Raw genomic sequence first — 26,743 nt, 5'->3', positions numbered from 1 at the left:
TGCGGCAGCTTGCCGGCAGCAGTTGCAAAGAGCAGTATTTAAGTCGAGCGGAGTATCTCAACCACGCGGTCATAGAGGATTTTAGTTAACATCACGAGGTCGTTACCGGTAGTACTGACAAACTGAATGACTACCATATCTTCCTCAGGATGGTATCTCGCGATACTTTGATAACCTAACACCCAGCCGGTGTGATTATATGGGTAGAGAGATGCGTATATTTCCTGTTCTTTTTCGGTAAAAAAAGTCCCCTCATTCAAGGCTCGCAAAAATACTGCCACCTCTTTGGCTGACGACACGTAGCCGTGCTTTAAATGACGTAAATCATCTTCATAGCCCAAGTGGTAACCACTCATCATTTCCTCTTTATCGACGTCATTGATTGAGAAAAATGTGCGCTTTAAGCCAAGCGGGCTCAGTAGCGTCTGCTTAATGTATTCTCCGTGAGGAGCGCCTGTTATCGCAGTAATAATTTTAGCCAACAAAAGGTAATTTGAGTTGGAGTAGGCGTAATCCGCGCCTGGGGCAAAATCAGCCTCTTGGTCCAACACTAGCTCCATGACGTCTATATTTAATTCACCCCAGTGAAACGAAGGGTGATCGGTATAATTAGGGATGCCGCTTCGATGCTGAACAAGCATTCTGATAGTAATGGAGTCTGCATTCTCTATACGTCCTTTAGTAAAAGGTAAGTAGTCTGATAAATATCGGTCCAACGACAGCTTACCCTCGCCAGCCAGCTTGGTGATCGCAGCTGCATCGTACAGTTTTGCTATACTGCCAATCTTAAACAATGCATTGGGGCGAATTGGACTATGCTGCTCTCGATTATCAACTCCGCTAGTGTAGTAGCGCGGCTCGACCCCTTTTCTATCAACATAGACAATGACACCATCAACATCCTCGTCGATAAAGTTATTTAGCTCTTGCTGAACATTATCGGGCAGCGGCGTGAGATAATATAAGGCATATTCCCAAGGTGAAAAAATATAAACGCTTAAAAGCGTTATGAAAACAGCCATCACTCTCAATATATTTTTTAGACGCTTATTCATGTTTATAGTCACAGCTGCTTAACTTGCTAAAGTTGAATATAGCACTCGTCTTCGGTGACGTCTCCCCGTGACCTCTGCCTTGCGACAAAAAATCTCAATCATCGACCTAAAACCTGAGTTTTGAGGTGGAAAAAACTCCACCTGATTTGGCTTATCGATAGGTTATTGGTTTAAAATATTTTAAATAAAAGCGCTAATAGTACTGACATAATCAAAAATATAAACTAAGCTGTGGTTTAAAATAAATCACAAGTTAGTACTATGAGCTCGAGTCTACCATCAAAATTAAACCGACTACTGAGTGCCCAACCATCGGGCGTTGTGCTCTGCTCATCTTGGCTTGTCGAACATGGCTATAGCCTCGACTTGCAGCAACGCTATAAAAAGAGCCAGTGGTTTGAAAGTATAGGTGCAGGTGCATTAATACGCTATGGCGACCAAGTCGATTATCTAGGTGGTGTATACGCCATGCAAACCCAGCTCGGGTTATCGGTTCATCCTGGCGGAAAAACCGCACTGGGGTTGCAAGGGAAGGCGCATTATTTAGAGCTTTCCCCAAAGCACGCGCAGCTATTTGGCGCTCAAGGCGAACACGTGCCGCTGTGGTTTAAAAAACACGATTGGACTGTTAACGTCAAGTGTACGCTTTCTAACTTTTTGCCACCCGAAGTTGGTTTAACCGAAATACCGTACAAGCAGTTTACGGTCAAAGTATCGGACCCTGCGCGCGCTATCATGGAGTGTTTGTATTTAGCGCCAAAATCACAATCGCTACTGGAAGTGTATGAGCTCATGGAGGGCCTGAATAACTTGCGACCCGCTTCCGTGCAACAGCTCTTAGAGGTCTGCAGCTCAATAAAAGTGAAACGCTTATTTCTTTATATGGCCGATAAAGCGAATCACGACTGGGTGCAATATCTTGATTTAAACAGAGTAAACCTAGGCACGGGCAAGCGTGCGATAGTATCCAGCGGTGTTTACATCACGAAATATCAAATAACCGTACCAAAGGAGCTGGAGTCAATGGAATGAATGAATCCTATAAAAAGCAGGTGAAGCTGCTTCTCGATGTGTTACCCGAAATCGCTAAAGAAGAATGCTTTGCTATGCATGGTGGTACAGCTATCAATTTGTTTCTGCAGAATATGCCAAGACTGTCTGTGGATATTGATTTAACTTACGCAGGGGTAGAAGCGCGGGGACAAGCGCTTGTCGAGATAAATGCTGCGTTACTGAGAATAAAAGATCGTGTTGATAAGTTGCGGGCAACGATTAGAGTTCAGCACAAGCCGGATGTGTGCAAGCTTCAAATAAGTGAACAGGGCGTTCAAATTAAAGTTGAAGTAAACATGGTCGGGCGCGGCTTGCTTGCCCCAGCAAAAAAATTAGCACTTTGTTCTGCAGCACAAGAACAATACAACGTGTTTTGTGCGATGTCGGTTGTGCCGGTGGGGCAACTATACGGTGGGAAAATCTGTGCAGCTTTAGATAGACAGCACCCACGCGATCTCTTTGACACCAAGTTATTATTAGAAAACATAGGTTTTACCGACGAAATTAAACGCGGTTTTCTATTCGCACTCATTAGTAGCAATCGACCCACGCACGAAATGCTTGAACCAAACTTGCTTGACCAGAGAGCTGTTTTTGAAAATCAGTTTGAAGGTATGAGTAATATTGTATTCAGTTACGCCGATTTTGAAGCGACACGAGACACGCTTATCGACATCATGCATCGGAGTTTGACCGAGTCGGATAAGCAGTTTCTACTGAATTTTAATAAATTAGAGCCAGATTGGTCTGTTTATGATTATCAATACTTCCCGTCCGCTAAATGGAAGTTGTTGAATCTGGCTAACTTTAAAAAAGAAAGGCCGGCCGATTATCAGCGACAGTTAGATAAGGTTGCTAAATTACTTAATAATCCATAATTCTACTCGTAATTGCTCCGATTTTTCGGAGGGGGTACAAGACCAGCCTCTTTCAGCGCGCAATCGTTTTACTGTTTCGCTATTTATATTCATGCAGTAGCTAGCCCTTGTGGTACCTAATGGATGACTTAGAAATTACCAGATTCCGCGAAAACTACTACGGCATTTGTGCGGCAGATTTCCGGCGGCAGTCGGAAAGCTGCCTCGAGTACCTATTAATTTCGTGGAGCTTGCGGCAGTTATAGGGGCACAGGCACTTAGAACTAACAATAGCGCCCATGCCCTAAGCTTTATTGACTAATCCTTTTCAGCTAAGTCTTTTATTGAGCAACAACCCGCATACGGAGAATAGAAGATGGTCCCGACGGCAGCGCAACAATCTCGGGCACTCCATCTTGTACTCTGATTTGGTAGCTTTGCTTATCTCGGTAAACAAGCGCTGAGCCTTCCGCTGTTAGTTCCAGAAGTCGAAACAGCTCAACGCTGCAGAACGAAGACGTGCAATTCATTGGATTTCCATTCCAACCGCCATTGAATCGTCTAATGCTGTCGTTGCTGAAGTCCCAATTAAACTGCGGCGCAACTCTCACTGTCGCGGAACATCCCTTAGGAAGGTGCTCGTGGGGATTTTCCGAGGAAAAGTATTGAGGATCGCAGCTAAAATCGCTAAACGCGTAACTACCAGTGCCATTGGCGAGGAAACTATAAGGATAAACGTAAGAATTCTCGTAAAACCGCTCGAGTTGACTATCAAAACGAGGATCTAAAGCCAGAACTAGCATTTCTGGATCGGTTTTGTCGTTAAGACCTACTATTGCCTCTGGAGGCATCGGCTCATCAATACGACCACCATAGCTAAGAAAACGATAACCAACATAGCCCGAAACGCTCACCTCATTAAGCAGCGCATACTCGGAACCGTGCACCATTGCTTTGTGAACTCTCACGTCGACGTTAGGTTGTTCGTCGAGCGTCAATGTTAATTCGGTCTTGCTTTCATTTAGCGTCCACGCACCGCTTCTTTCGTATTCATCTAGAGCTGGAATGTCGACCTCAGCGTCAGCCGCGGACGTTATATAACTTCCAGACATATTGGTGGTTGTGGAAAATTCAGCTAGGTCACTACCTCCGCCGTAACTGTATAACTGTGAAAAATCAACAATAGGTAAGACAAGTTGACTTCCTGCTGTAATTGAAAAACTATCACCTGTTAATAAAGAGTCACTATCTACTTGGTTAAGTAATCGTAACGATTGCTTCTCGATCACAACTTCGTCAGTGGTGAAATTGCCATACCCCATGAAGGAAAAATCTGCCGGGGGCACATAGTCACGTGTCGTTATGAGTGTTAGGTATGCGTCGCCAATTCTGCGTAATGGCTTTAAGGCAACAATGGCACGTTCACAAGGTAAGTTGAGGGTATATCGGCTAGCAGAATAGGCCGCATCAACAAAAAACTGTTCAGATGTCAGAGCCGTAGTATCGTGAGTACAACTGCTTAAATCAGTGCTCATAGGTCGAGTTGCGGCGTCTTGGTCAATGACGATTTCTCCGTCGACTAAAGTGTAACTTAGCTCAGCTTCTGCAACAGGGCCTACGGTGGCCGTTATGGCAGAAGTAGAATAGTCGGCATATAGTTTGGTCAGATCGCCTGAGGCGTCGTTTGTAAACTCAAAATATTCGCCATAGGGAAGCTCAACGCCGTCATTCTGATCTAGCACTTCATAAAGCTGTTGCTCTGCCTCTTGGGCAAGCACATCCAACCTGGGACGCCCCTGTATAGCTGCATCGAATGCTTCCCGGTAGGCTAAATTTGAACTCAGTATTGCAAAGATATTAATGTCCTCGCCGAAAGCGTTGGCGCGCTCACCTGACTGGTATAGGCTTAGCAGGTGCCCGCGCCTGAGCAGGGTATCGGGTACAAAAACTTGCTCAAATTCGGCCAGCGCTTCGCGTGTCGGACTTTCCATTTCGGTATATGAAACCGCATAGGCGGCAAACGCGGTTGAAACGGTATCAACACGGACCGATGACAGGGCATCAGGTTCTTCCAGCTTGGCTAAGTCATCAGGCGTAAGCATTAGTGCGTATTGCATCGCTCGGTCATCATCAAGTTGTCCAGAAATGACCACAATCAGAGCTTCTTCAAAGCCTGTTGTGAAACGACTTTCTGGAACCGATAGTGAAAGCTTACCTTCGCCATAGTCAATTTGGATAGCATCACTCGGATAGTTGCTCGAGACGGATGTGCTTCCTAGCGCTGCGACGTCATCGCTTACCGCTATTGTTGTGGAGACAACAGATTCGGCGAATGTGACTTGCACCGTACAGGCTTGATTAATGGCGCCTGTCGTATAGCTAAGGTCTGTTAACGAGCCATTACAGCCCGATGCAGATGAGACCGAATAGCCCTCATCAGGCGAGATTTCAAAAGTTGCTGTACTACCAGACTCAACAGACGCTGTTGTCGGTGAAACTGCACCACCAGAATTATGATCAACGGTTACAGTATACTTAGAAATTTCCGGAGTTGGTTTTGGGGTATCCGAGCCACCGCCGCAGGCAGTTAACGAGGTCAATAGGAATACGAGAAGAGCCGATTTTTTTAATTGCATAATTGTTATTATTTTATGTATTGTTGGTAAATGCTACATAAAAGTTATTGTGATATCTAGGTTTTTTTGAATTCGCTTGCGCAGCTTTAGCTACGACAGCCTTGGTAGTGCGCAAACCGGAACGGACAACAGCGGTGCGATTCTCTGGCAGGAAGCGTACACGCCATATGGCGAAGCTCTTAATGACGTCACTGTCAACCAAGACTTAGCTGGCTTTACCGGGCATATTAAAGATGATGCGACCGGCTTAAGTTATATGCAGGCACGCTACTATGATCCAGTGATTGGGCGGTTTTATTCGAATGTTCCCGTTGGCTCTACTGGTCACCTAGTAAGCCTCCAAGGTGTTCAAGGGTTTAATCGTTATACCTATGCGAATAACAACCCATATAAGTATACTGACCCTGATGGTAGAGAGATTAAAGTACAATGGCATGAAGTAGCCTTCGGCCACTCTCACACCTTTATCAGAATAAAACCTGACAACCAGAACGGATTAGATAAAAGCATATTCTCAAATTTTGACTCTGATGGAAAAAGATATGCCACATTAGGAGCAGGCCCAGAAGGCTTTCTGGGAGAAAATTTAGTTAGTAATATCAATGAGAGGCAGATGCTGCACCTCACTCTGGAGGCTTAGATGTTAAGGTTCCTAGCTCGTTTAAGAATGAAGATGAGTTTATTGATAAACTTTTCGAGTTAGATGGAAATTATGACGATAAGGCTGACTATGACTTTTTCCCGAGTAGTTCGGAAGAGGGCAATAACTCAAATTCTTATGTTTCAGGAATCTTGAAGGCAGTTGGAGCAACTCCGCCTACCCCTACCGTATCGACACCAGGGTATGACAAGCCACTCGATAAAAAAGAGTTTGAAAAACCATGAGAATTTTAAGGTATCCGATAACATTATTAACAGCTTTCGGCGCGATCGGTAGTTACATTGTCAAGGTTACTGAAATGCAGTACGACGATTCAATTTTCTCACTAGCCTTTTTGATTCTAACTTGGTGCTTGTCTGCTCTTATAAGTCTTTCTGAGCAATTCCTTGTAGCTCTTAAAATTGAGTCTCTAACCACCAATACTTATTGGCTTTCGTACATTTTTGGTCTAGCTATTGCCTGTATATTAGATGTCAAATTGGTCAGTAAGATCTTTCGAACGAAAAAATGACTTCTCCCCGAGATGGAGAACTACAGGGGCAATCAATTTGCAGACTACAATCATACTAGATTGCGCTAGAGTCATTCGAAATGGCGCACCCGGCAGGAGTCGAACCTGCGGCCTCTGCCTCCGGAGGGCAGCGCTCTATCCAGCTGAGCTACGGGTGCGCATTAGAAAGGTAATGCTGGGGCTTGCGAACAAGCAGGCGGGAATTCTAGGGAAAAACCGCCGTATTGTCTACCCACTTCATCGATTAATCACTTGTTTTCATAGGCTCCGTGGGGCATCTTTAGCCCAGTTTTAAATCGTTCTAGGAGCAACAAACGCATGAAGAAGAATGTATTAGCAGTCGTGTTAGCCACTGCATTAACAGCTAGTTATACGATGAGCAGCGCGGCGCACGCACAAGCGTCCTTTTCGGACTATGTGCAAACTCAACACAGCTTTGCTCATGAGCATATGGACAACGTAGATGTGTTGGTGCTGCTCGCAGCGGAGAGCGACGATGGCAGCATTGCGCTTCCGCAAATGTGGAGTGAAGACACTCGAAACATGATTCAGAACGCACTTGCGATTGAAGAGTTCACTGGCAAAAACGGGCAGCAGGTTGAGCTATTAGCTTTGCCTGGTTTTTATGCCAAGCGCTTATGGGTTGTGGGTACGGGCGAGACGCTGCAGCGTAAGGATGCCGAGAAACTGGGTGCGACCCTAGCGGCCCAGTTGAGCGATAAAACCGACAACGTCGTTGTTCATGCCAAGGGCTACAGTGACGCACAAATCGCTGCAATGGCGCACGGCATGGACCTACGCAACTATCGCTTTGATAAATATAAAAGCGAGCCAGCTGCGCGGCCAGACTACACCGTGCATTGGCATGGTGACAATGGTTCTGCGGCTGCTGCAGCGTACGCAACCACTCAACCGTTAGCGCATGGCGTCTTTGTAGCTCGTGACATTATCAATTTGCCGGGCAGCGACGGTTATCCGCAAGCCATTGCCGAGTTAGCGCAAGAAGCGGTGAGCGGCTATGACGACATCAAAGCTACCGTCTATACGCCAGAGCAAGTGAAAGAAATGGGCATGGGCGCACTCTATGGTGTGAGCCAAGGTAGCCAGCACAAAGCTCACTTGTTGGTGGTTGAGTACCAAGGTGGCAACGACGAAGCGCCTATTGCGTTAGTCGGCAAAGGCAATACCTTTGACACGGGTGGCTACAACCTGAAAACCTCGGGCAGTTCAATCGTACGCATGCAAACCGACAAAGCTGGTGGTGCTGCGGTGCTGGGCGCGGTGATGGCGTTGGCAGGTAAGGATGCAAAAGTGAACGTTGCCGGCGTGGTACCTTTGTCGCACAACTTGATCTCGGGTAGTGCAACCCTGCCAGGTGACGTCTTAGTTGCCGGTGACGGTACGCGCATTGAAGTGGTGAATACCGATGCTGAAGGCCGTCTGATTCTCGCCGATGGTATTTGGTATGCACGCGATCAGCTGAAAGCGCGTGCGATTGCAGACATCGCGACCTTAACCGGCTCAAAAGTGGGTGCGGTAGGCACTGATTATTCTGCGGTCTTCAGTGATCATTCAGCATTGCTTGAGGCAATGAAAACCGCCGGCGAAACCACCGGTGAGCTGGTTTGGCAACTACCGTTAGGCCCTTATGACGGTATCATCGACAGTTGGTTAGCAGACGTACAGAACGTCGGCTCACCTGGTGCGCAAGCAGGTGCACGCTTCTTGCAGCACTTCGCCAAAGATACCCCGTGGATTCATATCGACATGGCTGGTAACGCTTACGCAACCGGCGCGAATGGCATTCATCCGGCCGGTGGTAATGGTTATGGTGTGCGCCTACTGGCTGAGTGGGTTGAAAACTATAACGCAGCCAATAAGTAACCCGACAACTTACGGCTCGACGCGCTCGAGCCGTAAGTTATGAAAGTCAAAGCTAAAGTCGGTAAAGTCGGTCACCGCTTCCATACGTGCGCCCTGTACGGCGTTGTCGCGGCTCACATCGAAGTCGATAAAGGCGTCGGCTTCTAATAACGGCTCATCCCAGCGGACCACGAACGTATCGCCGTTATAGTGTTCGAGACGGCCTTTTAATAGCTCGGTGTGGGTGAAATCGATGCGTAATTCCTCATCAACCAACTGTAGTTTCACATCTCCGTACCAAGGGTCATTGTAGGTGCCTGCATAGCTGGCTAACGCAAGTGATTCACGCACTTGCTCCGGTGTCTCAAGCACAAACTCAGCTTTGCTTGCCATGAAATCTTGGTGAATTCCCTGCATCTGCGTGAGCCACTCACGGTCAGGCAAATCGAGTAACTCCTCTAGAGCTTCTTCGGTGACGACCGTGAGCGCACCGAAGGCTTGTTGGTTGCTGAGTACAACCATGCCAAAGTTATGCTCTGGGATGAGCGTAGTGAGTGACAGCATGCCCAAGATGCCACCGCTGTGTGAGACGTGTTTAGCACCGTAGTAGTCTTTCAAAAACCAGCCGAGGCCAACACCGCGAAACTTGGTCGCAGCATTACTGTCTGCCGGTAATGGCGTGGCAACGTTCCACATGGTATTTTGCGTTCCTTGGCTAAACAAGCGCTCGCCGTTGGGAGCCTCGCCGCCATTTAACTGTGTAAGTAACCACTTACTTAAGTCGTTCACGCTGCTCGCCATAGCTCCAGCGGAGCTAAAGTCTTCTAGATAGTCGAGCGGGAAGCGATGCAAATCGCCTTCATACTCAATAGTGCCCACAGCGAAGTTAGCGTTGTCGGCAGGAATATTAGAAAAGCCGACGCGGGTGTTGTTCATGTCTAAAGGCTGTAAGAACGTTTGGGTGATGTAGTCGCCGTAGGGCATACCGCTTACTCGCGCAATCACTTCACCGGCGGTGACAAACATTAAATTGTTGTAGGCAAACTGCTGACGTAAATCATTCTCCACTGGCACATGGGCAAGACCTTCGAGCAGATCATCGATGGTTTTGTCGGTATTTGGCCAGATCATCAAGTCGCCGGCACCAAGGCCTAAGCCCGAGCGGTGACTGAGTAGGTCACGAATGGTGAGGCGGGCGCTAATGGTTTCATCAGCAAGACGAAACTCAGGGATATATTCTATCACTTTGTCGTCCCAATTGAGTTTGCCTTGCTCGACCAAAGTTGCCACGGCAGCACTGGTAAACGCCTTGGTATTTGATGCAATACCGAACAAAGTATCGGCATCGACCGGCTCGCCGCTGGCGATATCGCGCACACCAAAGCCTTCAGCCAGAATCACCTCACCATCTTTCACCGCGACCACGGCGATGCCGGGTACCTTGAACGCATCAAGCACTGCTTCGGCATTGGCGCGGATACTCTCGGCTGATTGGGCGAAGGTGGTGGCCGGTGCTGCGGCAACAGAAAGAATAACGCTCGAGAGTGTCAGGACACGTAACAATTTGATAGCCATGGGCTTTACCTGTTTAACCAAAGTAGAAAGTTAGACTACTTTATTTTAGCTACACTGCAAATCACTTATGTCGACCGACTTGATGCCATTATCCCAAAGGCCGAGATAGAGCCGGGTTGTACTTGAATCTTCAACGAGCAGCAGACTTTTCACGCCGCCATGGCTGGTTTCGTCACTAAAGTCGTTGGTATGCCAAGTGATACCGTTGTCGGTGCTGCATTCGACAACCAGCTCTTGTGTCGGTGAGCCTTTATCGTAACGAGCGCTATAAAGTATACCTGATTCCGCAAGCACAATATCGAAATAGAAGCGGTGATTTACATCGCCAAGCGGCTGCGTCCATTCAGCGCCATAATCGTCGCTACGAACGATGCCACCTTCACCACTGAACAACATCAAACCCTGATCGGTGGGGTGGACGAGACCCCCTTTGAAGACCGAAGGATTGGGCAATAAATCATCCCAGCGTTGTATCTCCCTTGTGGCGCGGTCATAACGTATGAGAAAGCCGTTCTCAATGGCACCTTGTCCGCCGTACCAAATAACGTTAGCGATGCTGTCGATGCGTAAAAGGCTTAGCCCAGTACCAAAGGTGTCCCACTGCCCAGCTAAAAGTGTCCAATTCTCAGCGTTACGATCGGCTACTGCCAATGCGTCTGTACCTATTGCATAGATTTGGTCGGAGAGCGCGTCGTACTGAAGACCTCTTATCGGCGTGGCTTGGTTGCCACCAAAGTTATGGTTCACCGCTTGCCATGTCAGCCCTGCATCAATGGTTTTGAAGAGCCGTGCTGGGCTGCTATCATTTCCGGCGAACGCAAGTAAATAATGGCCTTGCTCAATAATGGCGAGTGCGGTGACGGGATCGGTTATTGGCGATCGTGTTTGCCACGTCGCTTGCGAGTTGGCGCGCCATAAAAGGCCATTGGTTGTTGCCGCAAGCTGCGCAGCGCCATCAAGCTGCAGCAGCTCAACCGTTTGCGTACCGCTTAGTTCGGTTTGAAGTGCGGAACCTGCCGGCGGAGGTGGTGGGTTTCCTGAATCAGGTGGCGTGCTGCTGCCGCCTCCGCCACAAGCAGTTAAACCAAACGTTGTGAAAAGAACTGCTTTCCATAGGTGTTTCATGATCGTGCTCCTTTTTTAACCAAGATGCACGATCGGCTGGAATTGTGACCGTTTAGAGTTTAAGCGAATTTGAATTGGTTGCGGCCGCCGGCCTTCGCTTCGTAAAGTGCCGAGTCGGCGGCATTGAGCAAGTCGCTGAGTTCGCGACGGCTGGAGATACTGAAGATACCGCCAATACTGACGGTTAATTCTATTTTTTCGTCATTGTGCTCAAACACCTGCTGCGCAATTCGTTGGCAGAGTCGGTAGCTGAGGAGTTCGGCCTGGTTCCGATCGACATCGCTTAACGCCAACGCAAACTCTTCGCCGCCGATACGCGCGGCAACGTCATTATCGCGCACACTTTCGTGAATAATGCGGGCCACTTCTCGTAAGCAAGCATCACCTGCGGCATGACCGAAACGGTCATTAATTTCCTTAAAATGATCTAAGTCGAGCATGAGTACACAGAAAGGTCTGCGCAGTACGCGGTTTTTGGCCAGCAACATACTGCCGCGTTCGAAGAACGCACGGCGATTATAAAGCTGGGTAAGTTCATCGAAGTTGACGATTTCAAGTAATCGACGCTCACTCATAGCGAATGCAAACACCGGAAACAGCGTGACGGTACCGGTGGTGAGTAATAGGTGAGTAATGAGGATCAATTTTAAAATCGGCTCAACGGTAATTAACTGTTTGGCGCCGAGATTCTGAAACAGCATGCCTGCCATACCGAGCATTAACGCCCCATGCAGCAAAAACAGTAAAAACAAGACATTGCGTGAAAGTGCCGGCGCTTGCTTAATCGTTAGCATATAGGCCGCAGCAAAGAGGTAAATTGCAGCGGTGATAACTGCGGTTAAAGTCTGAGCATGCAGCGGTGAGGTATAGAGATAGACCAGCGGCAAGGCGCTGTAACTCATAACCAGTGCGACCAGCTTCAACGATACTGGGCCTTGCACTTGGTATTGTCGGAGTCCATGCAGTGCCAGTAATGGCGCAAAAATGATGCAAAGGTCAGCCATAAAGACAGTTAACCAAGGCTGGTCATCAACAATTGCGCGCATGCTGGTGAGCATAACTGCAACAGCAAAAACCGCACAAGCGAGTGCCCAAGTAAGAAAACTTTTTTGCGAACGTCGGACCTGATAAATAATAAACATCACCCCAGCCAACAAGACGTTGAGGGTAATGGTTGTAATGATCAGGGTTGGCAGATGCATTTCCACGGGCGCACGGGCTCTTTTTTCTACTTCTTATAATGGAGAAAGGATAGCCCGAAAGGCCCGATTTAACAAAGCTTACCACGGAATAAATTGATAAAACGCCTGCTCAAATTTAGCTAGATTTTCGAAGCCCAATTTTGACGCGATAATTTCGGGATCTTTTTCTTGCGCCACGTGTAACCATTTATCAATTGAAATTTGTTCTGGTTGACGCATTAGAAACTCGGCGAAATAGGCGGACTGGCGATAAAAGTCGGCAAAGTTCTCATCTTCAACGGTTAACTTGACGACGCTCTGGCCGCCACTCTTTTTCGCCTTCTGGGCTGCAACAGCCGCTGCAATTTGCGCCTGCATGCGCTCGTACACGGGATGCATTTGGGTCAGGTAAGTGGCCAGAGGAATAAAGCTGAAGTCGGCTTGCCGACGTTGCTCGGCGAGGGCGCCTTGCTCGCATGCTACGGCAACCATTTCGTCAAACCAATCATTGAACTGACTGTGGCCATAGCTGGGCAGGTAGCCTTGTTTGACTTGTTCAAGTCCGCGCTGCTTAGCGAGTTCGATAAGCCACAAATGGCATGCTTCATGAGCGACTACCGAGGCCATGGTTTCGTTTGCCCGTTGTTTCTTTTCGAGCAAATCTTCCGACAAGATCAGGAGCGGCTCGCTTGGGGCATTTTGTTGGTAGTTTTGATTCTCGGTCGCGGTCTTATTGAGCACAATCTGTAAGTGGGGGATTTCACTTGGCTCGATTGCGAGTAGTTGAGCAAGTTGCTTGCTAGCCTGCTCTAAACTCGGTTGGTAATCGTGGATGGTGTTGCCTTGCAGGGTAAATGCGGGTGACTGCGCGGCGACCGTAATGGGTAGACTACTCAGGCAAACGATTAGAAATACGCGAAAATTCATGGTGGGTGCTCCGTTTTTTAAGAAAGACGGGAGCACCCAGTAAAAAGTTGTTACCAGCTGCGCTTTTTGTGACCTTTGATGCCGTACCAGCCGATTATAAGGTAGCCAACGAGCAATAAACTGTACGCGCCTTTGTTGCCTAGCCCTTCAGCCATGGCGCCATAGACCAGCGGTAAAATTGCGCCACCGGCGATCCCCATGATCAAAATCGCTGAGCCACGCGCGGTGAACTTGCCTAGGTCAGCCAACGCCAGTGGCCAAATCGCTGGCCACACCATGGCATTGGCAAAGCCGAGAAGCGCTAAGAAAGCTACAGAATCGGGCACTAACGGTACGCCGCTCCAGCCCCACAATACGCTGGCAATGGTGGTGCTGGCGTCGGAGCTAATCAACAACAGGCCAGTGAAAATTAAGCCAAGCAGCGCTGAGCCGGTTAGGGCACCCTGTTGGCTGAGCCAGCGCGGAATTAGAATCAAGCCAAGCACATAACCGACGACCATGGCTGCCATTACGTAAGAGGTCAGGCTGGAATAATTGGCCAGACCTAACTTCGAGCCATACATTCCAATGGTGTCGCCGGCAATGACTTCTACACCTACGTAGAAAAACAGCGCGATCGCGCCGAGTACGAGCTGTGGGTATTTTAAAACCGACTCGTGTACCGCAGCACCCGAAGGCGCTTCCTCTTTTATTTTCGGCAGGCGCACCATGAAAAACGCGACTGCGAGCACAAACATGGCGACGGCCATGCCAACATAAGGTGGAATGATCTTCGCGGCCATTGCCGCGACTTGGTCAGCGCGCTCGCTGGCGCTGAGCTCGGCAATGCTGGCGGCGGTGACATTCGGAAAGTCGGCCAGCACTAGCCAAGTAAAGAAGACCGGCGCAATCACGCCAGCTATCTTATTTAGAATCCCCATAATGGCGATACGGGCGGCGGCGGATTCGTGAGGACCGATACGCACAATGTAGGGGTTCGACGCGGTTTGTAAAATCGTTAGACCCGAACCGACAACAAACTGGGCCAGCAGAAAGATACTGAAGTAATGGGTTTGCGCGGCAGGTACGAAGAGCAAAAGTCCGCAACCAATGAGCGCTAAGCCAACGACCATACCGTTTTTGTAGCCAGTACGGTCAAGCACCCACGACATCGGCAATGCCATGACAACGTAGGCGATATAAAAACAGAAGGCGATGAGCAAGGCCTGAAACTCGTTCAAGTCAGAAATGATCTGTAAAAACGGTATCAAAGCGCCGTTAAGCCAGGTCACAAAACCGAAAATAAAGAATAATAAGCCAATGACGAGCATCGGAATAAAAGTGGCCATGGTTACCCTTCCTGTTGCGTAGGTTCACCGTGCAGCCAGAGCTGCGCAATGTTTAAATGTTCATCTAATAACATGAAATTGGCGACATGACCGGCGGCGATACAACCGAACTCATGTTCGAGGCCAAGCATTTTTGCGGGGGTCGTCGCTGCCATTTCGACAGCATCGGCGAGGGGTACGCCGCACATGTTGACGGTATTTTTAACGGCGTCCAGCATGGTTAAGCAGGAGCCCGCAAGGGTACCGTCTGGCGTTGTTAGCTTGTCGCCGTCGCGGAGGATCTTAGTGTCAAAAAATGGCACTTCGGTTGCCTCGGTTGCGGCCAAAGCCATGGCATCGGTGACCAGCATCATCTGCTGTTTGCCTTTTGCACGAAAGGCAATTTGGCACGCCTGCGGGTCGACATGGTAGCCATCAACAATGAGGCCGGCATAGGCGTCGCGAGCAAGACACACACCGACCATGCCTGGCGCTCGAGAGTGCAACTGCGACATCGCATTAAAGAGGTGCGTGAAACCAATAGCACCGGCATCGAGCGCTTCGTTAACTTGCTCTGCGTTGGCATCCGAGTGACCCAAGAAGACTTTGATCCCTGCGTCACTCAGCTTTTTGATGACCTGCGTTGAGGCGGTTTCTGGGGCCAAGGTGACCATGACCAGCCCGAGTTCAGGGTCGGTCAGCAGCGCGAGTTCGGCGTCGCTAGGTTCACGAATATACTTTTCACTGTGCACGCCTTTGCGCTTAACGCTCAGCCAAGGGCCTTCGAAATGCACACCCAAAATACCGGGGATGCCTTGTTGCTTGGCATCTTTCACCGCTTGGGCGGCGTCGAGCATGGCCTCAACACTATCGGTAATCAACGTAGGCATCATGCCGATCGTGCCGTACTTCAGGTGCGCGGCCATGATTTGTTGCAGCGCTTTCGGTGTACGTTCTTGGTTAAACAGCACACCACCGCCGCCATTGACTTGCACGTCGATAAAACCGGGCACCAGTCGGCCGTGATAGACCGGCAAGTCGTGCTGTGCGGGCGCATCGTGAATCGCTTTCACGCGGCCGTGTTCGAGGATGACTTGCTGATTGTGTAGCCAGCCCTGCGGCGTAAGTACGTAGTCGCAAACAAACATTAGTGTGTTTCCGTTACTTTTTTCAGGCCAGGCGGTGCATCGGGATTCAGTCCGAGCTGCCGCGCGGCGTGTTCAATATCAAGATAAAAGCGCTGCATTACCGCAAGCGGTTGCAGGCGCGGGTGAAGTGTCTCGGTGGCAGGCATTTGCACCAGGTGTGCGCCGCGTTTTTTGATATCGGCTAACTGGCGTCGGTGCATGTCACTGCCTTCATCATGAATATGCACGTTGAAAACTGTGAGATGGCGCTCGACCAGTGTTACTGGGCCGTGCAAAAATTCAGCGCTACTGAAAGCTTCGGCGTGAATGCCGAGCACTTCTTTGAGTTTGAGCGCAATTTCACGCGCGATGGCATAACCGAAGCCGCGACCGAGCACCACGCAATGGCGCAAGTCCTGTAATTGCTCTGCGTGAAGACAAGCCGGTGCACGTTGGGTTTGTTCGAGCTGCTCTGGCAGTGCGTTGAGCGCGTCTTTTAGCGCTTGGTCTTGCTGCCAAGAGGCGCAAATTTGGCTTAGCGCACTCAGGCTGGCGAGGTAACTTTTTGTTGCGGCCACGGCCAGCTCAGGGCCGGCGTGCAGGGGGAGCACGGTATCGGCGAGTTGCGCTAACGGCGAGTCGGTGACATTCACAATCGCAACAAGACGTGCGCCACCAGCTTTCGCGCGCTTCGCTTGCTCAACGATGTCGGGGCTTTGTCCCGACTGCGAGATGCAAATCGCCAGATAGCCGTTAAGTTGCAACTGGCTATCGTAAACACCCGCAACCGAAGGTGCGGCGGCAAACACCGGCGTATGAGCTTCGACTTCAAAGAGGTATTTGGCAAACACCCCGGCATGGTCAGAAGTACCGCGGCCGATCATCATGATCCCGGTCGGTGGCTGTTGGCGCAACTCAGCGCCAAGTTGTTCACAAATCGGTGCGTTTGCGGCAAGTTGTGCACGGATGATAGCAGGCGTGGCTTGCGCCTCAATCTGCATACGACTCTCAGTCATGCATTTGCTCCTTGGTTAAATGCGCCATGCTGGTAAAGCATGATGGCACCCCATTCCGGCCCGTGGGTGCTACTGGTGAGTTTTGCTTGAACGTCGCTATCGAGCAGCGGTTGCAGGGCATGCGCGACACCACCTGCCAGCACGAGCGCGCCGTTGCTCTGTTGTATTGCCTTGCGCGCGATTGCGCTAAGGTACTCACAGCCCTCTTTTACGAGCGCTTGCGCAGTGGGCTCCGCATGATGGGCTAACTCGAGAATGATCGGGCAAAGTTCACCAAACACGCCAGGATTCGCTTGGTTCAGTTTGTCGACCAGAGCGGTTGCGCTATGCGCTTGATAGTGGTCGCAAACGGCCTCGGCCAGTTGCCCTTTGGGTTGGATAGCGTCGATAGCCTCGAGGGTGTGCACTACAGCCTGCTTGCCGAGCCATGCACCACTACCTTTGTCGCCAAGTAGAAAGCCGTGACCGCCAAACTGTGTCAGCTCGCCATCTTTCAGTGCCGCGGCGCAAGAGCCCGTACCTATAACGAGAACTGCACCGTTCGCTCCGTCGTGGGCGCCGTAGAGGGCGGTGTGTAGGTCAGAGGTGAAATAAAAGCTATGAAATGGATGCTGCCATTGTTTCAGCGCATTACTGGCTGACGGCAAGTTTGCCCCGGCGAAACCGCCACAAGCGAGCGTACTTGCCAGTGTTTCCGGTGGCAGGTTGGCGTGTTCGATAGCAGCCTTGACTGAATCAAGAATTGATTGCCTTGCGACGTCGCCGTTGCGCGCAATATTAGCAGCACCCGCCACACCGGCACCCAGCAGGTTTCCTGTTGTGTCATAGAGCTCGGCGCGACACTTGGTGCCGCCGCCGTCGATTCCGACAAAATACAGCGGTGTAGGCTCTGACGATTTCTTCTGCGACATAAACTATCTTTCTTTAAGTGTTCGTGTTTTGTTATAGCAGACATACTGCCATACTTTGCCACCTGTTTTGTAATACTTTATTCTTAATCTGGGAATAATAAGGAATCAAACGATGAAAAAAACAACAAAATACGTTTTAAGCTGCTGCGCTTTGCTGCCACTCATTGCTTGCACAGCCGAAGAGCCGACGGGGCTTGCTTATTACGAACAGGTTATGGGGGCAGCACCATTGAAGCCGGCAAATGCTGAGCAGCGTTGGCAGGCCTGCGCACCTAATATCAGTGCAACCGACGCGCGCTATGCCACTGTTAGTGAAGTAGGGCGTGAGCGTGGCTGGGTCGAGCGCAGTGCGCATAATTGGGAGCACTTTGACTTCAGTGACGATGCCGGCAAGGTGTTGGTGATTGATTATGCCCAAAAAGGTGATGAGCTTGCCTTTCGCTACCTCGCAAACGACGAAACCCACGATGATCTCTATGAGCCTTGGAGCTCCTCAAAAATTATGGCCTATGCCGGTGCGATGTCTTTGTTTAGCGACAATTTCGCTCAGCCTGATACAGTCGTGGGTGAGGTCAAGCTAGCCGATCTCATTACCAGCGTGCATAGCTACGAGGCTTCTGGCGCTGCTGACGGCAACTCGAACGCGATTGCCTATTATTTTGCCAATGTCGCCGGGCGCGATTATTTGACCGCATTATTTCATGACGCCTGGCTCAACATCGGCCAGTCGGAAGTGAAATTTCGCGGTGCTTATGGACCTTCTGCGTTTGCTCCGAGTGATACCTATTGGCGCACGGCCTCGCGCTCCGTCAGTGCACAAATTGTTGCTCGCGATAGCGATCCGGGCGCACTCAGCTACCGCTGTGAAGAGTGTGGCCTGACTGGCAATAAACCGATGACGACCCTCGCTTCCGCCGAGTTTCTGAAGCGTTTGGCGACCCATAAACGCGTCCCTTCAACGCGTATGCCTGGACTGAGTGATGACGCGGTGATGATGCTCTTTTATGGTCCTGGGCACAGCGAGAATAGCGCAGATGCTGGGGGCATGATGGCGGGCGCAAGCCTAACCCCGCACCGCGCCGTCGCGCAAGCGTTGCAGGCTGAATACCCAGAGCTGGCTGACCTCAGCGTGCAAGAGACACTCGACACCGCCACTAACGGCAATTGGCGTATTTTCCATAAACTTGGCGCAGGCCCAAGTGAAACCCGCGGCACCAGTGAAGTCGTAGCGTTAGCCCACATCTGTCTACCATTGGCTGACGGTACCCGCGAGTTCACCGTTGCCGCACAAGCCAGCGTACCGGAAAACACCGAAGCCAACGTCGGCCACGCCGGTGCCAAACTCGAGACTCTGCTACGCCGCACCGTCCAACAACTCATAAGCGAACGCCCCTAACCCATGTGCGCCCGCAACCCACACCAGCGTAAAAAGAGAGGGCAGCCCTCTCTTTTTATTCCAAATTTATATTCCGTATATACATTCGTAGTGGAATAATTTATTTTAGGCGTATGATGACTCAAAGAAGCGACGGACGATGCTAGGTCAATATTCCTTTGCCGATATTCTGGTCTTTGTGGCTTACGGTTTAGTGCTGCTGGGTAGTGGCTGGTTGTTTAATCGTAAGAGTAGTTCGACACAAGACTACTTTCTTGGCGGTAACAAAATGTCGATGTGGGTGGTGGCGATTTCGGTGCTCGCCACTTCGCAATCGGCGGCGACGTTCCTCGGTGGTCCTGATCAGGGCTACCGCGGCGATCTCACCTATTTGGCGACCAATATTGGTGCGTTTATTGCGGTCGGGTTTGTCGCACTATTTCTCATTCCTAAGTTCTACGAGCAGCGCGTTTACACGGTCTACGAGTTACTTGAGCAACGCTTTGGTGAGCGAGCCAAACGCGAAGCCGGGCTGATGTATTTGTTTGGTCGGGTATTTGCCAGCGGCGCGCGCCTGTATATGGCGGCTATTGCGGTGGCCATGATCTTGTTCGGCAATATTGATGCCGATAGCGTCATCACCGCTACTTTGTTACTCACCTTCATTGGTCTCGTTTACACCGTGTATGGCGGGATTCGTACGGTTATTTACTCGGATGTGTTGCAAGCTGTGGTATACGTAAGCGCTGCAATAGCTGTAATAATCGTGCTTTACAATGCCATCCCAGTAAGCTTCGGTGAGCTGGTGAGCGCTTTGCAAAATCCAGCGCCAGGCGAGCCGTCGAAACTGACCTTGATTGATACCAACGTGGATTTCAGTAGCTCTGGGGTATTCAATATTTGGTCGGTATTGACCGGCTTTGTTTTGTTGAACATTGCAGCTTTCGGCCTCGACCAAGATATGACCCAACGGGTGCTAACCTGTAAAGATGCTAAAGAGGGTAGCAAGGCTATCTTGATGTCGGTGGTAATGGTGATTCCGGTGATGCTGCTGTTTATTATCATCGGTTTACTGTTGTTCATCTATTACCAGCGCCCCGATATTATGGCGAGCGGTCAAGCCGACGGTCCAGTACCGACCTTTGCGGGTGAAGCGGTCACTATTTTTATGTACTACGTATTGACCGAAATCCCTGCGGGCGTGCGTGGCTTGGTGACCATCGGTATTATCGCCGCGGCATTGTCGACGCTTAACTCAGGTCTCAATTCTATGTCGAGTGTGGTGATTCAAGATATCTACCGGCCGTGGCAGCAACGCAAAGGTAAACAGTATAGTGACGAGCACTATGTGAAGGCGGGCCGCGTGGGGATGGCGGTGGTCGCTGCTGCGCTCGGACTGATGGCGTGCCTATGTTATTACTGGCAGCAATATACCGAAACCCCGTTACTGCAGTTTGCCTTGAGCGTGATGGTGTTCTCATACAGCGGTCTGCTTGGCGTCTATTTTGTCACGCTGTTTAGCAAACGAGGCAGTAGTCGCTCGGTAACCACCGCACTCGTTGTTGGCTTCTTTGTCCCATTAGTGATGCAGCCGTATACGCAGCAACTATTATTACCGGCAGACTGGGTGACCGATATTGGTTTCACCTGGCAATTGATGATCGGTACTGCAATTTCAACGCTGATTTGTTTGGCCGGTAGTCAATCGAATACGGCACCAACAAATCAGCGCAAAGTAAGTGAAGCATAACCATGGAAGATATGAATAAAACTGAAGACCTGTTGGCACAACTTAACAGTATTGTTTCGGAGGGGCGTAATCCCGACACGCTCGACATTGATTTATTGTCGAGCGAGGCGATTCTCCGAAAGATTAATCACGAAGACGCTCAAGTTGCCCCAGCCGTTGCAAGTCAGATCCCGCAAATCGCACAAGCGGTCGATGCCATCGTCGACAAGTTGCAAAGTGGCGGGCGACTATTCTACATCGGCGCTGGTACCAGTGGTCGTTTAGGGATTCTTGATGCGGTTGAATGTCGGCCGACCTTTAGTGTTCCTGATGACTTGGTGCAGGGGATTATCGCCGGCGGTGAGCATGCGATTCAATTCGCCGTAGAGGGTGCTGAGGATGATCGCGAAGCGGGTGTTAACGATGTAAAAGCTGTGAACTTAAGCGCCAATGATGTACTCGTCGGGCTCTCGGCTAGTGGTCGCACCCCTTATGTTGTGGCCGCACTTGAGTATGCGAACAGCATCGGCTGCGCTACTGCGTCAATTACCTGTAATCCGAATTCGCCGTTAATGACCACCGCTAAAATAGGTATTTGCGCGGTGGTGGGGCCTGAGGCCTTAACGGGTTCAACGCGGATGAAATCAGGTACCGCACAAAAACTGGTGCTAAATATGCTGAGCACCGCAAGCATGATTCGCTTAGGCAAAACCTACGAAAACCTGATGGTTGATGTGAATGCTAGTAATGAAAAACTGCGTGCGCGGGCCATTAGAATTGTTATGCAAGCCACCTCATGCGAGCGCAACGTCGCCGAAAATGCACTCAAAAGCGCCGATAATCGTGCAAAGTTAGCAATTTTAATGATTCTTACTGGTTTGCCAGCAGAACAAGCTGAAAACTTACTACAAGAAAAGCATGGCTTTTTGCGCCGCGCCGTGGAGTCGCAACAATGAAACGCTGGTTGACCCTCCTAGTTGCTGCACTGGCGCTCACAGCTTGTGCCGATCAGTCTCAACAGTCGGCTCCAAATACCCAGCTTACGGTAGGCGCTGAACAAGCCGAGCGCTATTTGCCTCAGCTGGCTGACAAGAATGTCGCACTGGTGGTGAATCAAACTTCGCGCGCCCACGACCAGCATTTGGTGGATTATTTACTCGCGCAAAATATCCATGTCACCAAAGTGCTGGCCCCCGAGCACGGCTTCCGAGGCGATGCTGGCGCCGGAGAAACCATTGATGACGCCATTGACCCCAGTACCGGCCTACCGATCTTGTCGATTTACGGCAAAACCAAAAAGCCGACCGCCGAGATGTTAGCGGACATCGATACCATCGTTTTTGATATCCAAGACGTCGGTGCACGTTTTTACACCTACATCAGCACCATGCATTACGTGATGGAAGCGGCGGCTGAACAAGGTATCGAGATGTTGGTACTGGATCGTCCGAATCCAAACGGTGCTTTTGTTGATGGGCCGGTGCTCGAAAAACAGTTTCAGTCCTTTGTCGGTATGCACGAGATACCTTTGTTACACGGCATGACCGTCGGCGAACTGGCACAAATGATTAAAGGCGAAGGCTGGATCAACGAGGCACCAGCACTCGACCTCACGGTGGTCCCAGTCACCAATTATCGCCGCGACATGGCGTATGACTTGCCTGTTGCACCAAGCCCTAATTTGCCGAATGCCCAGGCTATCCAGCTGTATCCGTCGCTCTGTTTGTTTGAGCCTACCGCAGTAAGTATTGGCCGCGGCACGGACTTTCCGTTCCAAGTGCTAGGGCATCATCAAGTGGCGTTGGGCGACTTTCAGTTCAGTCCGCGTAGCATGCCGAACAGCGCGCCTAATCCTAAGTTAGAAGGCGAATCGCTACAAGGCCGAGACCTTCGCAACAGTCAAATACAAGGCTTCGATCTCAAGCCGTTACTTCAGGCCTACCAAGCGTTTAAAGCGGCAGGGCAAGCTGATGACTTTTTCACCTCGCCCGATTTTATGGATAAGCTGAGCGGCACCGACAAGCTGCGCAAGGCGATTATTGCCGGGGAGAGTGAGGCTGAAATTCGTGCCAGTTGGCAGGCTGATTTAGCGCAATTTAAGCAGCAACGTCAGCCGTATTTGCTATATCCAGATAACGATTAGCCTTTGCGCAATCGCGCAAAAGCTTGGTTGGTGCGTGAGAGGGTATCGCGACCGAGTTCAGAAGCTTGGATCAGCGCAATGAACAACAAGTCGATGACTAAGTTCTGGGCCGTACGCGCATGAATTGAAGATAAACGTGTCGGCTCGCTCTCAGCGACCGAATACAAACTGACGTCGGCAAGTTGAGTTATCGGCGTTTTGCCATAGCGGGTAATGCTAATTACGCTACTACCGTGACGACGCGCTTCTTTGACCACGCGCGTGACTTCATGGGTGCTACCCGATTCGCTGATGGCAACCACGACGTCACCGACATTAAAGGTCGCGGCATTGGCTAACTGAATATGGCTATCGGAGTCGGCGATAGCGTGCAGGCCGAGTTTCTGTAGCTTGTAAGATAGGTCTTTGGCAACTAAAGCTGAGCCGCCAATGCCAGAAATGAGAATACGCTGCGCATCGAGTAACTTTCGCACGGCTTGCGCAAAAGCGGCTTTTTCATTGAGGTTACGGGTTTCACTTAAGACGTTGATTTTGCCGGCAAGGAGTTTATCGGCCATCTCATTAAAATCGTCTTCTAGCGTAATTTCGCCGTGCAATCGGGCGCTTTGGTGGGCCTTTTTGTTTAGCGCGTCAATGACCGATAATTTGAACGCTGGATAGCCACGATAGCCGAGCTTTTGGGCGAACTTCACTACACTCGACTGGCTCACGCCAACGGTGCTTGCGAGTTGTTGCGAGGATAAATCGCGCAGGGCGCTCGGCGATTCCAAGGTAAAGGCCGCCAATTTAGCTTCGCTGGCGGAAAGAGAATTTTGTACGGCTTTAATTTTTGCAAATGCGGACATCGTGTCCCACCTTTAGGGTCCAAGCGTTAGCATCCGAAAGCTAACGGAATTTTTTATTCAAATATAAACTAGTTAGACTGAATAGCAAAACCCAAGTTTAAACTCATGCAGGAGCGCCTGTGAGCACAGCATTCGATAGCTTCCAACGCCAACTAGCGAACACTCTTCCGTCGACGCGTATGATCACTTCGTTAAGTCAGCGCTTGGCGTTCAGTACCGACGCAAGCTTTTACCACAAGGTGCCGCAGCTTGTTGTGCAGGTAGCGACAGTGAGCGAATTGCAAGCGTTGGTGCGGTTAGCGAGCGAACATCAGGTGCCACTCACATTTCGCGCGGCAGGGACCAGTCTATCTGGGCAAGCGATCAGTGACTCGGTGCTAGTGATGCTCACGCGCGACTGGCAGCAAATAGAAGTGTTAGAACAAGGCGACAAAATCAAACTGCAGCCGGGCGTGATTGGCGCTCATGCCAATCACAAGCTTGCCCCTTACCGCCGTAAAATAGGCCCAGACCCGGCGTCAATCAATACCTGCCAAGTGGGCGGTATTGCCGCCAATAATGCCTCGGGCATGTGTTGCGGGGTTAAGCATAATAGCTATCACACCCTAGCCGCGATTAGTTTTGTCTTAGCCGATGGCACCTATGTGGACACCACGGATGAAACCTCTGTTGCAGCCTTTCGTGCCAGTCACAGCGAATTACTGCAGGGCCTAGCCGAACTCGCCGAACAGGTACGTAACGACGACGAGCTAAGTCACACCATTGCCACGCAGTTCCGCCTGAAAAATACCATGGGCTATGGCCTCAATGCGTTACTTGATTATCACGATCCACTCGACATTCTGTGCCACTTGCTGATTGGCTCCGAGGGTACGCTAGGTTTTATCGCTGACATCACTTACCGAACGGTTGCCGTGCCAAAGGCGAGTGCCACCGGCTTGTATTTATTCCCCGACAGTCATGCGGCCTGTGCGGTGATTCCCGCACTGAAGCAGCTTGGCGTCGAAGCCGTTGAGTTGATGGATGATCGCTCGTTGTTATCGGTACAGCCATTGTTAGCAAAATTGACCGAATTGACGCCGCCACCTGGCGCGGTGGCATTACTTATCGACCTCGGACGTGATGACGAAGCAGCGCTGCAACAGGCGCAACAAGAACTGGAACATTTGCTGGCGGACTTCACAGCGCTTTGTCCGATGCGCAGCGATCCGGTGACCAGTCAGGCGCTGTGGCAAATTCGTAAAGGGCTATTCCCAGCAGTTGGCGCTGTCAGGGCGAGTGGTACCACGGTCATTATTGAAGACGTTGCAGTTCCGCTTGAAGCTTTGCCGGAAGCGGTCAATGCGCTGCAACAGTTATTCGATCAACACGGCTATGCTGAAGCGATTATTTTCGGTCATGCGCTCGATGGCAATGTGCATTTTGTCTTCACCCAAAGCTTCGCGAGCGCGCAGGAAGTTGAGCGTTATGCCGCATTTATGGATGCGGTGAGTACGCTTATTACCGAACGCTTTGCCGGTACGCTCAAAGCCGAACACGGCACTGGGCGTAATATGGCGCCCTATCTCTATGCACAATGGGGTGGTGCTGGCTTAGCGGTCATGCAACGTATTAAAGCGTTGATCGACCCGCGAGGTATTTTGAATCCTGGGGTGATCTTAAACGACGACCCACAGGCGCATTTACGCGACTTAAAAGCCATGCCTCCGGTCAATGAAACTGTCGACGCTTGTATTGAATGTGGTTTCTGTGAACCACAGTGTCCGTCGTTGCATTACACCTTGAGCCCACGCCAACGCATTGCTTTGATGCGGCGCGCGAGTCAACGCCCGCCAGCAGAGCAGCAAGAGATTGCGAAGGATTTTCAGCATTTAGGTATTGATTCCTGTGCAGCAACTGGGCTTTGTGCAACGGCCTGTCCGGTTGGTATCGACACCGGTGCGTGGATAAAAGAACTACGCGCCGAACAAGCGCGACATCCGCGGGTCGCAAAATGGCTAGCGGGGCATCAAGCGGGCGCTGAGAGGATTGCTCGCTTTGCACTCGCGGCAGGCCGCCCGCTGAGCAAATTACAGCAGCGCCGCCCCACATTCCCGCCCGTCGCCAAGGCGCCGGAAGCGACGCGAACAGTCGAGAGCTCAGAAAAGGCTATTTATTTCACCACGTGCCCAAATCGCGTCTTCGGCACGGATGGCCAAGAGCCGTTACCGCAGGTAGTTGAGCGCCTGTGCGCCCGCGCGGGTATTCAGCTTATAGTTGCACCCACCAACGGTGCCTGCTGTGGGCAGCCCTACCTAAGCAAAGGCTATCCGCAGGAAGCGCAGACGAAACAACGCGAGTTGCGCGAGCTGCTCTGGAAAGATAGCGAGCAAGGGCGGTATCCAGTGCTATTTGATGCCAGCCCATGTGCATTGCAAGCCAAGGATCTTGAGGGCTTGCGTAGCTATGAACTGGCCACTTATTTAGCGCAGTACGTTGCCAAAAAGCTCACCTTGAAGCCTCTTGACGAGCCGCTGCTGCTGCATGTCACCTGTAGTAGCCGGCACCTCGATCAGGGCAGCTCTTTGCGTGCCCTCGCGCGCCTTTGCAGTGAACAAGTGATTGAGCCCGAGCAGATCCAGTGTTGTGGTTTTGCTGGCGACAAAGGCTTCACCCAACCAGAACTGAATGCCAGTGCATTAGCGCCATTAGCCGCACAAGTTCCCTCCGGCTGTCAGCATGCGGTAAGTAACAGCCGCACCTGCGAGATCGGCTTGAGCCATCATGCGGGCAGTAACAAAGTACAGTATCGCCATATCGCTTATTTGCTTGATGCGCTCAGCACTTCAACGGCATCGACATAGGAA

General features: G+C 50.7%; 20 protein-coding genes and 1 tRNA gene. 9 read left to right on the top strand and 12 right to left on the bottom strand.

Features of this window, described 5'->3' with window-relative positions; genetic code table 11:
* Nucleotides 1-38: 38 nt before the first annotated feature.
* Complete coding sequence (locus CWE21_RS09570; RefSeq protein ID WP_126834221.1) at nucleotides 39-1,055, bottom strand: serine hydrolase domain-containing protein; 1,017 nt, start codon at nucleotides 1,053-1,055, stop codon at nucleotides 39-41.
* Nucleotides 1,056-1,316: 261 nt separating this feature from the next.
* Here CWE21_RS09570 and CWE21_RS09565 point away from each other — a divergent pair, with 261 nt between their 5' ends.
* On the top strand, nucleotides 1,317-2,087 hold the full coding sequence (locus CWE21_RS09565) for a type IV toxin-antitoxin system AbiEi family antitoxin (RefSeq protein WP_126834220.1): 771 nt from the start codon (nucleotides 1,317-1,319) through the stop codon (nucleotides 2,085-2,087).
* Nucleotides 2,084-2,986 (top strand): nucleotidyl transferase AbiEii/AbiGii toxin family protein, encoded by a 903-nt coding sequence (locus tag CWE21_RS09560; RefSeq protein ID WP_126834219.1) that lies wholly within the window; start codon nucleotides 2,084-2,086, stop codon nucleotides 2,984-2,986. Before CWE21_RS09565 ends, CWE21_RS09560 begins: the two co-directional genes overlap by 4 nt.
* A gap of 320 nt (nucleotides 2,987-3,306) precedes the next feature.
* Here CWE21_RS09560 and CWE21_RS09555 read toward each other — a convergent pair whose 3' ends face one another.
* Nucleotides 3,307-5,601: a hypothetical protein gene (locus CWE21_RS09555; RefSeq protein WP_126834218.1), complete on the bottom strand. Its 2,295-nt coding sequence runs from the start codon at nucleotides 5,599-5,601 to the stop codon at nucleotides 3,307-3,309.
* Nucleotides 5,602-5,677: 76 nt separating this feature from the next.
* On the opposite strand from CWE21_RS09555, the gene CWE21_RS09550 reads away from it, so the two are divergent.
* Nucleotides 5,678-6,241 carry an RHS repeat-associated core domain-containing protein gene (locus tag CWE21_RS09550; RefSeq protein WP_157982753.1) on the top strand — a complete coding sequence of 188 codons (564 nt, stop codon included), beginning with the start codon at nucleotides 5,678-5,680 and terminating at the stop codon, nucleotides 6,239-6,241.
* Nucleotides 6,242-6,854: 613 nt separating this feature from the next.
* Here the strand turns inward: CWE21_RS09550 and CWE21_RS09545 are convergent.
* Nucleotides 6,855-6,931: transfer RNA gene (locus CWE21_RS09545), tRNA-Arg, on the bottom strand.
* Between the two features lie 160 nt (nucleotides 6,932-7,091).
* Here CWE21_RS09545 and CWE21_RS09540 point away from each other — a divergent pair.
* The gene (locus CWE21_RS09540; RefSeq protein ID WP_126834216.1) at nucleotides 7,092-8,657 is read left to right on the top strand and encodes a leucyl aminopeptidase family protein; all 1,566 of its coding nucleotides are present in this window, start codon (nucleotides 7,092-7,094) and stop codon (nucleotides 8,655-8,657) included.
* 9 nt (nucleotides 8,658-8,666) lie between these two features.
* Here the strand turns inward: CWE21_RS09540 and CWE21_RS09535 are convergent, their stop codons facing one another.
* From CWE21_RS09535 to CWE21_RS09500, 8 genes are all read right to left on the bottom strand, one after another.
* A complete protein-coding gene (locus CWE21_RS09535) occupies nucleotides 8,667-10,211 on the bottom strand; it encodes a serine hydrolase (RefSeq protein ID WP_126834215.1) in 1,545 nt (514 codons plus the stop codon).
* Nucleotides 10,212-10,256: 45 nt separating this feature from the next.
* On the bottom strand, nucleotides 10,257-11,336 hold the full coding sequence (locus CWE21_RS09530; protein ID WP_126834214.1) for a beta propeller repeat protein: 1,080 nt from the start codon (nucleotides 11,334-11,336) through the stop codon (nucleotides 10,257-10,259).
* A gap of 59 nt (nucleotides 11,337-11,395) precedes the next feature.
* A complete protein-coding gene (locus tag CWE21_RS09525) occupies nucleotides 11,396-12,538 on the bottom strand; it encodes a GGDEF domain-containing protein (protein WP_241970278.1) in 1,143 nt (380 codons plus the stop codon).
* Nucleotides 12,539-12,616: 78 nt separating this feature from the next.
* Entirely contained in the window at nucleotides 12,617-13,444 is an 828-nt protein-coding gene (locus CWE21_RS09520) for a hypothetical protein (RefSeq protein WP_126834212.1), read from the bottom strand.
* A gap of 50 nt (nucleotides 13,445-13,494) precedes the next feature.
* A complete protein-coding gene (locus tag CWE21_RS09515) occupies nucleotides 13,495-14,772 on the bottom strand; it encodes a sugar MFS transporter (RefSeq protein WP_126834211.1) in 1,278 nt (425 codons plus the stop codon).
* A 2-nt stretch (nucleotides 14,773-14,774) separates the two neighbouring features.
* Entirely contained in the window at nucleotides 14,775-15,899 is a 1,125-nt protein-coding gene (nagA, locus tag CWE21_RS09510; RefSeq protein WP_126834210.1) for an N-acetylglucosamine-6-phosphate deacetylase, read from the bottom strand.
* Entirely contained in the window at nucleotides 15,899-16,894 is a 996-nt protein-coding gene (gene nagB-II, locus CWE21_RS09505; protein ID WP_126834209.1) for a glucosamine-6-phosphate deaminase NagB-II, read from the bottom strand. The genes nagA and nagB-II overlap by 1 nt, the downstream gene beginning before the upstream one ends.
* Complete coding sequence (locus CWE21_RS09500; protein WP_126834208.1) at nucleotides 16,891-17,805, bottom strand: glucosamine kinase nucleotide-binding domain-containing protein; 915 nt, start codon at nucleotides 17,803-17,805, stop codon at nucleotides 16,891-16,893. Before CWE21_RS09500 ends, nagB-II begins: the two co-directional genes overlap by 4 nt.
* Nucleotides 17,806-17,917: 112 nt before the next feature.
* On the opposite strand from CWE21_RS09500, the gene CWE21_RS09495 reads away from it, so the two are divergent.
* From CWE21_RS09495 to CWE21_RS09480, 4 genes are all read left to right on the top strand, one after another.
* A complete protein-coding gene (locus CWE21_RS09495; RefSeq protein WP_126834207.1) occupies nucleotides 17,918-19,201 on the top strand; it encodes a hypothetical protein in 1,284 nt (427 codons plus the stop codon).
* Nucleotides 19,202-19,340: 139 nt separating this feature from the next.
* On the top strand, nucleotides 19,341-20,930 hold the full coding sequence (locus tag CWE21_RS09490; RefSeq protein ID WP_126834206.1) for a sodium:solute symporter: 1,590 nt from the start codon (nucleotides 19,341-19,343) through the stop codon (nucleotides 20,928-20,930).
* An 11-nt stretch (nucleotides 20,931-20,941) separates the two neighbouring features.
* On the top strand, nucleotides 20,942-21,865 hold the full coding sequence (murQ, locus tag CWE21_RS09485) for an N-acetylmuramic acid 6-phosphate etherase (RefSeq protein ID WP_126834205.1): 924 nt from the start codon (nucleotides 20,942-20,944) through the stop codon (nucleotides 21,863-21,865).
* Nucleotides 21,862-23,052, top strand: a complete 1,191-nt coding sequence (locus CWE21_RS09480; protein WP_126834204.1) for an exo-beta-N-acetylmuramidase NamZ family protein — start codon at nucleotides 21,862-21,864, stop codon at nucleotides 23,050-23,052. The genes murQ and CWE21_RS09480 overlap by 4 nt, the downstream gene beginning before the upstream one ends.
* Here CWE21_RS09480 and CWE21_RS09475 read toward each other — a convergent pair.
* On the bottom strand, nucleotides 23,049-23,897 hold the full coding sequence (locus CWE21_RS09475; protein WP_126834203.1) for a MurR/RpiR family transcriptional regulator: 849 nt from the start codon (nucleotides 23,895-23,897) through the stop codon (nucleotides 23,049-23,051). The two genes, CWE21_RS09480 and CWE21_RS09475, sit on opposite strands and share 4 nt — an antisense overlap.
* Nucleotides 23,898-24,016: 119 nt before the next feature.
* Here CWE21_RS09475 and CWE21_RS09470 point away from each other — a divergent pair, with 119 nt between their 5' ends.
* Nucleotides 24,017-26,740, top strand: coding sequence for an FAD-binding and (Fe-S)-binding domain-containing protein (locus tag CWE21_RS09470; protein WP_241970273.1), 2,724 nt, complete (start codon nucleotides 24,017-24,019; stop codon nucleotides 26,738-26,740).
* Nucleotides 26,741-26,743 lie beyond the last annotated feature (3 nt).

The sequence above is a fragment of the Pseudidiomarina aquimaris genome, from assembly GCF_003987395.1.
GTDB classification, from domain to species: Bacteria; Pseudomonadota; Gammaproteobacteria; order Enterobacterales; family Alteromonadaceae; genus Pseudidiomarina; species Pseudidiomarina aquimaris.
The sequence above is the reverse complement of the archived record's forward strand: the minus strand, read 5'-3'. Positions and strand labels throughout refer to the sequence as shown.